Raw genomic sequence first — 12,071 nt, forward strand, 5'->3', positions numbered from 1 at the left:
GGCCCCCGAGCGGTGCTCAGGGGCCGTTCTCCGAGATCGCCGGGACCGCAGGTCAGCGTGGAGCGATCCAGGTGGCGCGGGCGGCGGCGACCAGCGTGCCGTCCGCCTCGTAGATGGCGCTCTGGCCGTACATCTTGCGGCCGTCGCGGCCGGTCGGGCGGGCCACGACGGAGTAGCGGCCGCCGGGGTGGACCGGGCGGTGGATCTGCACGGCCAGGCGGCCGAGCAGCGCGCTCTCGCCCGGGCCGAAGTGGGCCCAGCCGGTGATGCAGTCGAGCACGGCGCCCACGATCGAGGCGGGCACGCCGTCCTCGCCCGTCACCGTGAACGGCACCCGCCAGCCGGCCGCCACCAGGTCCGTGCCCTCCACCGGGCCGGGGAAGATGCGCAGGCCGTCACCGGGCTCGCGCAGCCCGCAGGCGAAGCACTCGGCGAACGGGTGCGCCTTCAGCCCCACGAACCCCGCCTCGGCGCGGGCCGCGTCGTTGAACGGCACGAACCCCGGGCCCTCCAGGTCCTCGGCCACGGGGATGGCCTCGACCAGCAGCTTGTCGCCGTCGTAGAGGGAGACGGAGTTGGCGACGTGCTCCAGGCGCAACTCGGTTCGCAAAGGGGTCGGCGCATGCAACGTGACCTCGACCGCTGATCGGCCCCCGTTCAGCGCCTCCGCCATGGTGCCCGCGATCCAGCCGCCGTTGGCGACTCCCGCCGGGCCCCGGAAGCGCTCCGGAACCGTCAGCACTGTCTGCAGGGCAGACGTCGTCATGCCACACCCTCCAATATCGCCACGTACGGCGACAAGTCCAGAAATGTCAATAGAAGCAGGCCGATTTTACTGGACGCCCGGTTTCACCAGATCTCGGGGGTCCTGAGGCTGATCGACACCACCACATAACGCCTCGAAGGGGCCCGAAACTTCCCACCCACCGACACGCTATGCGCCACACATCGCCGGGATGTGACCCGGAGGTTAGAAGCAACGAAAATCGGCCCCACTTCGGGCTTCCCCGATGTGAGGCCGATCAAGGCGTTCCCTTTACCCTATCCCGGGTTTCCCTTGGCCCGTGACAAAACCGCCGATCCCAAGTGCGCGTCCGGGGCCAACCTCGGAGAAGCTGTAAGCAACACGACAGAAGCGGGGGTGGGTCTGTGCAGGCGGCGAGGTTGCGGTTTCCGCCGGGGTCGCTGGTCATCTTGACGGGGTTGCCGGGCGCGGGGAAGACCACGCTGCTGCGGCGCCTGTACGGACTGCACGGCGCGGAGAGCCTGCCCGTCACCGTCGGCACGGTCGTGGTGATCGACACCTACCAGTCCAAGCGGCACTGGCACGAGCGGCTCGGCTGGGCCCCCGGCCCGCTACGCCGCGTCGTGGTCTTCGTCACCCACCTGAGCCGCATCCGCCGCGCCCTGGTCCTGGGGCACTCGATCATCGCCCACAACCGGGGCTGCGCGCCGTACGTGCTGCGGGGTTTCGCCTGGCTGGCCCGCAGACACCGGGCGAGCTTCCACCTGCTCCTGCTCGACGCGCCGCCGGAGGAGGCGCTGGCGGGGCAGCTGGCCAGGGGCCGGGTGGTCGCGCCCCGGACGTTCGCGCGCCATCGGCGCAGGTGGGAGAGCCTGTCGGCCAGGGTGAAGTCCGGCGACCCCGGGCCCGCCACCGGCGCGTTCATCGTCGACCGGGTCCAGGCCGGGCTGCTCCAGGAGATCGTGTTCGACCGGACGCCGACACGCACGCGATGAGATTTCCGCGCGCCGGATGTCGATACGGCCGCACCGCGTTCGTGTGAGAGGTGACGGAAAGGAAAAGTCACATGAAGCAGTACGTGCTCAGCATGCAGCAGCCCGACGGGCCCCCGCCCCCGCCCGAGGTCCTGGACCCGATCATGCGCGACATCGGCGCCGTCGAACAGGAGATGCGGGACGCGGGCGTCTGGGTCTTCTCGGGCGCGCTCCAGTCACCCTCCGGCGCCCGCGTGGTGCGGATGAGCGACGGCGAGCCGCTCACCACCGACGGCCCTTACGTGGAGGGCAAGGAGCACATCGGCGGGTTCACGATCATCAAGGCGCCCGACATGGACGCGGCCCTGGAATGGGCCCGCAAGCTGGCCGGGGCCGTGGCCCTGCTGCCCATCGAGGTCCGCGAGTTTCAGGGAGCCGTCTAGAGCACCGGCAGGTAGCGGCCGAGCTCGAACTCGGTGACGTGCCGCCGGTATTCGCGCCACTCCGCGCGCTTGTTGCGCAGGAAGAAGTCGAAGACGTGCTCCCCGAGCGTCTCGGCCACCAGCTCGCTCTGCTCCATCACCGCGATCGCGTCGTTGAGGGAGCCGGGCAGCGGCTGGATGCCGAGGGCCCGCCGCTCGGCGCTGGTCAGCGTCCACACGTTGTCCTCGGCGGCGGCGGGCAGCTCGTAGCTCTCCTCGATGCCCTTCAGGCCCGCGGCCAGGATCAGCGCGAAGGCGAGGTACGGGTTGCACGCCGAGTCGAGCGACCTGAACTCGATGCGCGTCGAGCCGCCCTTGTGCGGCTTGTACATCGGCACCCGGACCAGGGCGGAGCGGTTGTTGTGGCCCCAGCACACGTAGGAGGGGGCCTCGCCGCCCTGACCCGCGATGGCCTCGGCGCCGCCCCAGAGCCGCTTGTAGGAGTTGACCCACTGGTTGGTGATGGCGGTGATCTCGGCGGCGTGCTTGAGCAGCCCGGCGATGAACGAGCGGCCGATCTTGGACAGCCGGTATTCGGACCCGGCCTCGTAGAAGGCGTTGCGGTCGCCCTCGAACAGCGACATGTGGGTGTGCATGCCGGAGCCGGGGTGCTCGGTGAACGGCTTCGGCATGAAGGAGGCCCAGATGCCCTGCTCCAGGGCGACCTCCTTCATGACCAGGCGGAAGGTCATGATGTTGTCGGCCGTGGTCAGCGCGTCGGCGTAGCGCAGGTCGATCTCCTGCTGCCCGGGGGCGCCCTCGTGGTGGCTGAACTCCACCGAGATGCCCATCGACTCCAGCATCAGCACCGCCTGGCGCCTGAAGTCGTGGCCGGCGCTGTGCGGCGTGTGGTCGAAGTAGCCGCCGGAGTCGATCGGCTCGGGCCGCTCGCTGCCCTCCGGGCGGTTCTTCAGCAGGAAGAACTCGATCTCCGGGTGGGTGTAGAAGGTGAAGCCCATGTCGGCGCACTTGGCGAGGGTGCGCTTGAGCACCCAGCGCGGGTCGGCGTGCGACGGCGAGCCGTCCGGCATCAGGATGTCGCAGAAGATGCGGCCCGCGCCCGGCGTCTCGCTGCGCCAGGGCAGGATCTGGAACGTGGCCGGGTCGGGCTTGGCGAGCATGTCGGACTCGTAGACACGCGCGAAACCCTCGATGGCCGAGCCGTCGAAACCTATGCCCTCGGCGAACGCGCCTTCGAGCTCGGCCGGGGCGATGGCCACTGACTTGAGGAAACCGAGCACGTCAGTGAACCACAGCCGGATGAACCGGATGTCGCGTTCCTCGAGCGTGCGGAGCACGAACTCCTGCTGGCGGTCCACGGCGTCCCCTCTATCTGTCAGTACAGGTCCAGCTACCAGCATGCCGCGCCCGTGTTTCGCACACGTTACGGGGGGTGCCGGTGCGAGCCTCGCTGACAAAGGCCCCGCCCCGAGCTTACTGTGATCACGCAGTCAGTCTCGGGGGAGGCATTGGTGGCCATCGACCTGCTCAATCACAAGCTAGATCGGGCATTCGACCACATAGACGCGAGTGGCAACGGCGTCGTCGAGCGGGAGGACCTGCTGGGTCTGGGCGCCCGCATCCTGGTGGGCTTCGGGGAGTCCCCCACCTCGGTCACCGGGGCCAGCCTCGTCGACGGCTTCGACGAGATCTGGTCGGCGCTGTCGAAGGCGCTCGAGCGTGACATCGACTTCGGGATCGCGCGCCCGGACTTCCGGGCCGGGATGGTGGCGGCGTTCGTCACGGGCGACCAGTACGACGCGGTGTTCAGGCCCGCGACGGTGGCGGTCGCCGAACTGTGCGACGGCGACGGCGACGGGGAGATCGGCCCGGGCGACTTCCGCACGATGCTGAGCGCGTTCGGCGTGGCGTACGACGACGTCGATGCGGCCTTCGACCGCCTCGACCGCGAGGGCAGGGGCACGCTCACCGTGGACGAGCTGGTCCAGGCCGCCTCCGACTACTACCGCGGCGCCGACCCCAATGCCGCGGGCAACTGGCTCTTCGGCCCGCTGTGAAGGCGGGCGTGAGGACCGGCGTGAAGGCCGCTGCGAAGACCACTGTGAAGAGCACTGAGAACACCACTGCGAACACCACCGGGGGCACCACCGGGGGCACCACCGTGTTCGCGACGGTGCGTACCGCGCTGCGTTCGGCCCTGACCTCGGTGCTGCCGCTGCCGCGCAGGGGCGGCTCGGCCGCGATGGCGCTGCTGCCGCTCACCGAGCGGGTGCCCGCGATGGCGGCCCCGTGCCGGATGCACCCGGCCGTGTACGCGATCGAGGCCGCGGTCATCGACTGGGCCAGGAGGACCGGGCTGCGGGCCGCCCCGGGCGTGGGCTACCACCGGATGGCGGGCCGGGCGTTCGCCGAGTTCGACGCTGCCGCGGCGGCGCTGTTCGCGCAGTGGCTGACGTGGCTGTTCCACCTGGACGACGAGCTGGACGAGGGCTCCTGCCCGCTGGACATCTTCGACGGCATGCTCAGGGGCGCGGCCCGGCATCCGCTGGAGGCGGCGTTCGCGGACCTGTGGCGGGTGACGAGCGCGCGGATGAGCGACCGGTGGCGGGCCAGGTTCGCGGTCGGGTTGCGGCGCCAGCACGACGCGTGCCGTACCGAGGCCGACAACCGGGCGGCGGGCCGGATGCCGACGCTGGAGGAATATCCGGCGCTGCGCAGGGGCACCGTGGGGCCGTACCTCTATGACCTGGTGGAGCCGTGCCTGCGGGTCGAGGTGCCCGTGTGGGTGCACGAGTGCGAGCCGTGGCAGCAGCTGGTGAGCGCGTGCAGCGACGTCACGGCGTGGTGCAACGACGTGGCCTCCCGGCCGAAGGAGCGCGGCGACGTGCACAACTTCGTGGTGCTCGCGATGCGCCAGCTCGGGCTGGGCGAGCGGGAGGCGACGGCCTGGGTGCTCGACCGGATCGCCGCGCGCTGCCAGGACATGCACAAGGCCGCCAGGCGGCTGCCGCTGGATGATCTGGCGCCGAAGGAGGCGAGGGACGTCAGCAAGGTCGCCTGCGCGTACCTGGCGGCGCCGCGCGCCCACCTCGACTGGCTGCTGGAGTCCAAGCGCTACGCGTGACCCGCCAGCGTGTCGCCCGTGGGGGTGCGGCGGTAGACGACCTGTTTGCCGACCCGCATCCCCACCGTGAGCCCGCCGCCGCTGAGCACCCCGAGGTGCTGGCTGACCGCGCCGGGCGTGAGCGCCATGCGTGTGGCCAGGGCCGAGGTCGTGGCGGGCTCGGCGAGGGCGAGCAGGATCTGCGCCCGGCTCCTGCCGATCAGCGCGGCGAGCGCGCCGGGCGCGGGCGGCGGGCCCTGCTCCCACAGCGTGCCGACGCCGAGCACGGGGTAGACCAGCATCGACTGGTACGGCGCCGTCATCACCGCCACGGCGGCCGGTCCCCAGAACGCGCTGGGCACCAGCACCAGCCCGTCGCCGTGCAGGCCGCCCGCCTCGCACCAGGGCCGGTCGATGAGCAGCCGCTCCCCCGTCCACACCACGGCCGGATCGAGCGCGGCGAACAGCTCTCGCGCCCCGCCCTGGGCGAGCTGCCGTGACCGGCGCAGCACGTCCCGTTCGAGCAGCCCGTACACGCGGGGCCAGAACTCCGCGAAGCACGCCTCCCAGTACGCCTCCAGCGTGGCGGCGACCCTGGCCACGCCCGCCTCGGGGTCGGCCATGAACCGCTCCAGCACGGCCCGGTCGGTCCCCACGATCTTCGCCGCCTCCTCGCGGGCCTGCCCGGGATCCGCGCTCCTGACCCGCTCCAGCTCGGCGGCGAACTCCGGCATCGGCGTGTCGGGCGGCGGCGTGATGAAGTCGGCCATGTAGCCGGTCGCGGGCACGAGCGCGAACAGCTCGGCCAGGTCCAGCGCCGCCAGGCGGGGGCGTACGGCCTTGAGCCAGGGCAGGTGGATCGACTGCCTGGACGGCCCCTGGAGGGTGCGCAGGCTGGCGACCAGCTCCCACATCGGCGAGAACGCGAACCGGATCCGGGCCACGTCTTCCGGCTTCAGCACCCACTCGATCGGCATGCTTTTAGCCTGCACTAAATCGTTCGCCCCCACAAACCCGGCATATCAGGCTTGTCGCGTGTCGAGCACAACTCTTGAGCGAAGGTCGTTTTTCCGGTCCCAGATCGGCGGGCTGCCCCGCGCGTTCTGGGCCCTTTGGGGCGGTACGGTGGTGAACCGCCTGGGCACCATGGTCATGCCCTTCACCGGCGTCTACCTGACGCAGAGCCGCGGCCTGTCGGTGGCGGCGGCGGGCCTGGTGATGGGCGTGTTCGGGGTGGGCTCGCTGCTGTCGCAGCTGGTCGCGGGGGTGCTCACCGACCGGATCGGGCGCCGCGCCACGCTGTCGGGCGGGATGCTGGCCACGGGCGCGACCATGCTGGCGCTCGGCTACAGCTCCTCGCTGCCGGCGGTCGTGGCCTCGATGCTCGTGCTCGGCCTGGTGATGGACATCTACCGGCCCGCCTCGTCCGCCCTCGTCGCGGACCTGGTCTCGCCCGAGGAGCGGCCCCGGGCGTACGGGCTGCTGTTCTGGGGGATCAACCTCGGGTACGCGGTCGGCGTGACGGCCGGGGGCTGGCTGGCCGGCCTCGGGTTCCTCTGGTTGTTCTGGATCGACGCCCTGTCCAGCGTGGTCTTCGCCGTGCTGGTGTGGCGGGCCGTCCCCGAGACCAGGCCGGCGGCGCGGGAGTCCGCGGGCGGATTCGGCGTGGTGCTGCGGGACCGGGTGATGATCGGGTTCACGCTGGTGGCGCTGGGGAACGCGCTGGTCTACTCGCAGACGTTCACCATGCTGCCGGTGGCGATGACGAAGGTCGTGGGGCTGTCGGCCGGGGAGTTCGGGGTGGCCATGGCCCTGAACGGGATCCTGATCGTCATCGTGCAGCCCCTGGTGTCGGGGTGGCTGGGACGCCGGGACCCCGCCCGCATGTTCGCGCTGGGGCTGTCGGTGATGGCGCTCGGGTTCGCGATGACGGCGTTCGTCGAGACCACCTTGGGGCTGGTGGTGACGATCGTGGTGTGGACGGCGGGCGAGGTCATCACGGCGGGCATCCCGGGCGCGGTCGTGGCCACGCTGGCGCCGGCCGAGCTGCGGGGGCGGTATTCGGGGCTGTTCGGGTTCTCGTGGTCGCTGGCGGCGGTGCTGGCGCCGCTGATCGGCGGGCCGCTGCTGGAGATCGGCTCCCAGGCTCTGTGGTTCACGATCGGCGGGGTGGGGGTGCTGTCGGCCGCGGGCATGCTGCTGCTCGGACCCGCGATCAGGCGCCGCTGACGGCATCCCGGGTCACGGGAGACGCGTACCTTGGGAGAATTCGCCATATACCCAGGAACCGTCTCCCTCTAAAGTTACGCCTGACATGCTGACATTCACCGCGCTGGGACCGTTCCAGGCCTGGGCCGACGGCGCCCCTCTCGATCTCGGCGGCCAGCGGCAGCGGGCGGTGCTCGCGCGCCTGCTCGTCGCCGGCGGCCGCGCCGTACCCGTGAACACCCTCATCGACGAGCTCTGGCCGGGCGCGCCGCCCGCACAGGCCCTGTCCACCATCCAGGGATACGTCTCCCGCCTGCGCCGCGCCCTCGAACCCGATCGCGCACCCCGCGAGGAGGCCCGCGTCCTGGTCTCCGCACCGCCCGGATACGCCCTGCGGGCCGCGACCGAGCAGGTGGACGCGTGGCGGTTCGAGGCCCTGGTGAAGTCGGAAGGCGACCCGGGCCGGGTGTGGGCGGCCATGGACACGGCGCTGGGGCTGTGGCGGGGGCCCGCGCTGGCCGAGTTCGGCGAGCTGAGCTGGGCCGCGACGGAGGCGGGCAGGCTGGAGGAGCTGCGCCTGATCGCCGTCGAGCGCCGGGCCGGGGCCGGCCTGGCGCTGGGCCGGGCGACGTCGCTGGTGGCCGACCTGGAGGCGCACGCGTCGGCGTACCCGCTGCGGGAGGAGGCCTGGCGGCTGCTCGCCACGGGCCTGTACGGGCTCGGGCGCCAGGGCGACGCGCTGGCGGCGCTGCGCAGGGCGCGCTCGGTGTGGCGGGACGAGCTGGGCCTCGACCTGTCGGCCGGGCTGCAGCGCCTGGAGGCCGACATGCTCGCCCAGCGCCTGGAGTCCCCGGCCCCCGAGGAGCCGCCGCAGCTTCCGGCGGAAGCGCCCGCCGCTGTGTCCGCCCCCGTTTCCGGCGCCGCGCCGCTGCGGGTCGTGGTGGCCGACGATCAGGCGCTCGTACGGGCGGGCGTGCGGGCGATGCTGGACGCCGAGCCCGGCGTGACGATGGTCGGCGAGGCGACCAACGGCGAGGAGGCGATCGCGCTCGTGGCCGAGACCGGCCCCGACGTGGTGCTGCTCGACATCCAGATGCCCCATCTGGACGGCCTGGCCGCCGCCCGCCGCATCCTGTCCGAAAACCGGCCGCCGAAGGTGATCATGATGACCACGTTCGGCAGCGACGAGAACCTTTATGCGGCACTACGTGCTGGAGTGAGTGGATTCATCCTGAAAACGTCGGCCCCCGAGCAGTTCCTGGCCGCGATCAGGGCCGCGTCCGCCGGGGACGCGCTCATCGACCCGACGATCACCACCCGGCTGATCGCGGGGTTCGCCGGACGCGTCGACCCGGCCTCTCCCCCGGCGCTGGCCGGGCTCGCCGACTCCCAGCTCGACGTGCTGAAACTCGTCGCCCGCGGCCTGACGAACCGCCAGATCGGCCAGACGCTCTCCTTGTCCGAGGAGGAGGTGGCCATCATGGTCAAGTCGCTCTTGGAGCATCTCGGGCTGTTCGACCGCGCACAGCTGGTTATGGCCGCGTATGAGTCAGGTTTTGTGACACCCGGGGAAAAGACTTCCTTTTCGTCGCTTTGACGATAAAAATCGCGCCGTACTAGGCTTGGCGACGTGGCACAACTGCGTATCGCCCTGGCCCAGATGAACCCGTCCGTCGGCGACCTTGACGGCAACGCCGAGCGGCTGATCGCGTGGACCCGCGACGCCGCCGATCGTGGAGCCCATCTCGTCGTCTTCACCGAGATGTTCCTCACCGGCTATCCCGTGGAGGACCTGGTGCTGCGTACGTCCTTCGTGGACGCCAGCATCCGGACCCTGGAGGAGGTGGCGCGCAGGCTGGAGCGGGAGGGCCTGGGCGACCTGCCGGTGGTGGTCGGCTACGTCGACCGCGCCGGACTGGCGCCCCGGGTCGGCCAGCCGAAGGGCGCCCCGCTGGACGCGGCCGCTGTGCTCCACAAGGGCCAGGTGGTGACCCGTACGGCCAAGCACCACCTGCCCAACTACGGGGTGTTCGACGAATACCGCTACTTCGTGCGCGGCGACCGGCTGCCGATCTTCCGGCTGCACGGCGTGGACGTGGCGATCGCGGTGTGCGAGGACCTCTGGCAGGAGGGCGGCCCCGTGTCCGTCGTGGGCCAGGCGGGCGCCGGGCTGCTGATCTCGCCGAACGCCTCGCCGTACGAGAAGGAGAAGGACGACGTACGCCTGGAGCTGTGCGCGCGCCGGGCCCGCGAGGCGGGCTGCGCCCTCGTCTACGTCAACCAGGTCGGCGGCCAGGACGAGCTGGTCTTCGACGGCGACTCGATCGTGGTGGACGCCTCGGGCGAGCTGGTGGCACGGGCGGGCCAGTTCCGGGAGGAGCTGCTGACCGTCGATCTGGAGCTGCCGGTCTCGGACGCCGAGCCGGGCTTCTTCCCGTACGACGCGGGCGACGGCTCCACCATCACCGTCGAGCGCCTGGTGCTCTCCTCGGACCCCCTGGAGCCGTACGAACCGGCTCCCGCGGCGATCGCGGAGCACCTCGACCTGCACGGCGAGGTGTACGCGGCCCTGGTCCTGGCGGTGCGGGACTACGTGGCCAAGAACGGCTTCCAGTCGGTCATCCTGGGCCTGTCCGGCGGCATCGACTCGGCCCTGACCGCCACCATCGCCTCCGACGCCATCGGCCCCTCGCGCGTCAACGTGGTCCTCATGCCCTCGCGCTACTCCTCGGACCACTCCCTGGCCGACGCCGAGGAACTCGTCCGCAGGCAGGGCGTCAACTCCCGGATCGCCCCGATCGCCGACATCGTCGACGCCTTCGAGAAGGAGATCGAGCTCTCGGGCCTGGCGGCCGAGAACCTCCAGGCGAGGGTACGCGGCATGATCCTCATGGGCCTGTCGAACCAGCACGGCCACCTGGTCCTGACGACCGGCAACAAGAGCGAGCTGGCGACGGGCTACTCCACCCTCTACGGCGACTCGGCCGGCGGCTTCGCCCCCATCAAGGACGTCCCGAAGACGATGGTGTGGGAACTGTCGAGGTGGCGCAACGCCAATTCGCTGCCGCAATTCCTGCTCGACGCGAAAACCCCCATTCCCGAAAATTCCATCACCAAGGAGCCGAGCGCCGAGCTCCGACCCGACCAGCGTGACACGGACTCCCTTCCGCCGTACGAAATCCTCGACCGCCTGCTGGACGATTACGTGGAGAAGGACATGGGCTCGACGGAGCTCATCGCGGCCGGCCACGATCCGGAGCTGGTCACGAGGATCATCAGGCTGGTCGACCTGGCCGAGTACAAGCGCCGCCAGTATCCGCCCGGCCCCAAGATCACCCCGAAGAACTTCGGCCGCGACCGCCGCCTCCCCATCACCAACAGATGGCGCGAAACCGCCGATTAATCGGCCATAGGGCTCTTATCCCAACACGACGATCAACCTAAGAAACAGCCATTACCTCGCCGCTAATATGGCCCGGCCGATCCTTCGGACGCCGGGCCTTATCAGCGGAAGAGGCGCACCATGACATTTCTGATGATCGTGCTCGGGGTGGTGGTCGCCGGCTCGGCCGTGGCCGTCGGGGCGCTGCTCGGCCCCGTCACCCGCCGGATGACCGCGGACGTCAAAGCGCTTGCGCCGGACCAGCGGGCCGAGGCGGTGACCGCCACCCGGACGATGCTCATGCAGGTCGGCTCCCTCGTCACCGCCGCGCTCTCCCTGGCGGGCCTGGTCGGCACGTTCTACTTCAGCTCCCAGACCGTCTCGCTCGAGACCCAGAAGCAGTTTCAGGCGCGCTACGACCAGGCGCTGAAGGACCTCAGGTCCAGCGACTCCAGCGCCCGGGTCCAGGGCCTCTACGAACTGGAGGACATCTCCCACGAGGCGCCGTCCTTCGCCTGGAAGGTGACCCTGAGCATCGCCGCGTACCTGCAGGACCGGGCCCGCGGCCAGGCGACCCCCCGCCCCCACCTGACCGTCGAGGCCGCCCTGACCGTGCTCGGCCGCCGCGACCGCAAGTCCGACCGCGGCCCCGTCTCCACCGGCCCCGTGGCCGCCGACGGCGTCACCCTTCGCGCCACCGACCTGTCGGGCACGGACCTGCGCGGCATCGACTTCACGGACGCCACCCTGTCCCAGGCCCGCTTCACCAACGCGGACCTCCGTACGGCCCACTTCAAGAACGCCGCCCTTCCCCAAGCCCGCTTCACCGGCGCCGACCTCCGGACAGCCGACTTCACCGGCGCCGACCTCCGCCAGGCCGACTTCACCGGCGCCCAACTGGACGGCACAACCTTCCGCAAGGCCCACCTGGAAGGCGCACTCGGCCTGCCGTCCTGAGGGCTGAGCCTGAGTCGCACATCGCTCACCGAACACTCCGAACGGTGTCAAGCATTCTGGTCCCCCGCGCTCACGCCGCACCCGGACGACACAGCTCGGGCCCGGGGCCCGGGGCCCGGGGCCCGCGCTCCGGGGCCCGTGGTCCGCGGTCCTGGGCCTGTGGTCCGTGCTCCGTGCTCCGTGCTCCGTGCTCCGTGCTCCGTGCTCCGTGCTCCGTGCTCCGTGCTCCGTGCTCCGTGCTCCGTGCTCCGTGCTCCGT

The 12,071-nt window shown here is 71.0% G+C and carries 11 protein-coding genes; 8 read left to right on the forward strand and 3 right to left on the reverse strand.

What is annotated here, in order from left to right:
- Window positions 1-52: 52 nt before the first annotated feature.
- Complete coding sequence (locus ACWDRB_RS42980) at window positions 53-766, reverse strand: PaaI family thioesterase (protein WP_350728782.1); 714 nt, start codon at window positions 764-766, stop codon at window positions 53-55.
- 383 nt (window positions 767-1,149) lie between these two features.
- Between ACWDRB_RS42980 and ACWDRB_RS42985 the strand changes: the two genes are divergently transcribed.
- Both ACWDRB_RS42985 and ACWDRB_RS42990 read left to right on the forward strand, forming a co-directional pair.
- On the forward strand, window positions 1,150-1,740 hold the full coding sequence (locus tag ACWDRB_RS42985; RefSeq protein ID WP_449903982.1) for an AAA family ATPase: 591 nt from the start codon (window positions 1,150-1,152) through the stop codon (window positions 1,738-1,740).
- A 71-nt stretch (window positions 1,741-1,811) separates the two neighbouring features.
- Window positions 1,812-2,162 carry a YciI family protein gene (locus ACWDRB_RS42990; protein WP_350728780.1) on the forward strand — a complete coding sequence of 117 codons (351 nt, stop codon included), beginning with the start codon at window positions 1,812-1,814 and terminating at the stop codon, window positions 2,160-2,162.
- On the opposite strand, the gene glnA is transcribed toward ACWDRB_RS42990, so the two are convergent.
- Entirely contained in the window at window positions 2,159-3,520 is a 1,362-nt protein-coding gene (gene glnA, locus ACWDRB_RS42995; protein ID WP_350728779.1) for a type I glutamate--ammonia ligase, read from the reverse strand. The two genes, ACWDRB_RS42990 and glnA, sit on opposite strands and share 4 nt — an antisense overlap.
- A 153-nt stretch (window positions 3,521-3,673) precedes the next feature.
- On the opposite strand from glnA, the gene ACWDRB_RS43000 reads away from it, so the two are divergent.
- Both ACWDRB_RS43000 and ACWDRB_RS43005 read left to right on the forward strand, forming a co-directional pair.
- Window positions 3,674-4,219, forward strand: coding sequence for an EF-hand domain-containing protein (locus tag ACWDRB_RS43000; protein WP_363963327.1), 546 nt, complete (start codon window positions 3,674-3,676; stop codon window positions 4,217-4,219).
- A 44-nt stretch (window positions 4,220-4,263) separates the two neighbouring features.
- The gene (locus tag ACWDRB_RS43005) at window positions 4,264-5,286 is read left to right on the forward strand and encodes a terpene synthase family protein (protein ID WP_449903987.1); all 1,023 of its coding nucleotides are present in this window, start codon (window positions 4,264-4,266) and stop codon (window positions 5,284-5,286) included.
- On the opposite strand, the gene ACWDRB_RS43010 is transcribed toward ACWDRB_RS43005, so the two are convergent.
- On the reverse strand, window positions 5,277-6,242 hold the full coding sequence (locus ACWDRB_RS43010) for a DUF5937 family protein (protein WP_449903990.1): 966 nt from the start codon (window positions 6,240-6,242) through the stop codon (window positions 5,277-5,279). The genes ACWDRB_RS43005 and ACWDRB_RS43010 overlap by 10 nt on opposite strands.
- On the opposite strand from ACWDRB_RS43010, the gene ACWDRB_RS43015 reads away from it, so the two are divergent.
- From ACWDRB_RS43015 to ACWDRB_RS43030, 4 genes are all read left to right on the forward strand, one after another.
- Complete coding sequence (locus tag ACWDRB_RS43015) at window positions 6,241-7,494, forward strand: MDR family MFS transporter (RefSeq protein ID WP_449903993.1); 1,254 nt, start codon at window positions 6,241-6,243, stop codon at window positions 7,492-7,494. The genes ACWDRB_RS43010 and ACWDRB_RS43015 overlap by 2 nt on opposite strands.
- Window positions 7,495-7,579: 85 nt before the next feature.
- On the forward strand, window positions 7,580-9,070 hold the full coding sequence (locus ACWDRB_RS43020; protein WP_449903995.1) for a BTAD domain-containing putative transcriptional regulator: 1,491 nt from the start codon (window positions 7,580-7,582) through the stop codon (window positions 9,068-9,070).
- Between the two features lie 33 nt (window positions 9,071-9,103).
- Window positions 9,104-10,876 carry an NAD+ synthase gene (locus ACWDRB_RS43025; protein WP_355206211.1) on the forward strand — a complete coding sequence of 591 codons (1,773 nt, stop codon included), beginning with the start codon at window positions 9,104-9,106 and terminating at the stop codon, window positions 10,874-10,876.
- Window positions 10,877-10,996: 120 nt separating this feature from the next.
- A complete protein-coding gene (locus tag ACWDRB_RS43030; RefSeq protein ID WP_449903999.1) occupies window positions 10,997-11,812 on the forward strand; it encodes a pentapeptide repeat-containing protein in 816 nt (271 codons plus the stop codon).
- Window positions 11,813-12,071: the final 259 nt, after the last annotated feature.

The organism is Nonomuraea sp. NPDC003707 (genome assembly GCF_053587055.1).

What these genes read in the sequence shown, in the direction of transcription:
- ACWDRB_RS42990 (WP_350728780.1), top strand. Translation starts at nt 1,812, where the DNA reads ATGAAGCAGTACGTGCTCAGCATGCAGCAGCCCGACGGGCCCCCGCCC.
- ACWDRB_RS43020 (WP_449903995.1), top strand. Translation starts at nt 7,580, where the DNA reads ATGCTGACATTCACCGCGCTGGGACCGTTCCAGGCCTGGGCCGACGGC.
- ACWDRB_RS43010 (WP_449903990.1), bottom strand. Translation starts at nt 6,242, where the DNA reads ATGCCGATCGAGTGGGTGCTGAAGCCGGAAGACGTGGCCCGGATCCGG.
- ACWDRB_RS42980 (WP_350728782.1), bottom strand. Translation starts at nt 766, where the DNA reads ATGACGACGTCTGCCCTGCAGACAGTGCTGACGGTTCCGGAGCGCTTC.
- ACWDRB_RS43030 (WP_449903999.1), top strand. Translation starts at nt 10,997, where the DNA reads ATGACATTTCTGATGATCGTGCTCGGGGTGGTGGTCGCCGGCTCGGCC.
- ACWDRB_RS43015 (WP_449903993.1), top strand. Translation starts at nt 6,241, where the DNA reads ATGCTTTTAGCCTGCACTAAATCGTTCGCCCCCACAAACCCGGCATAT.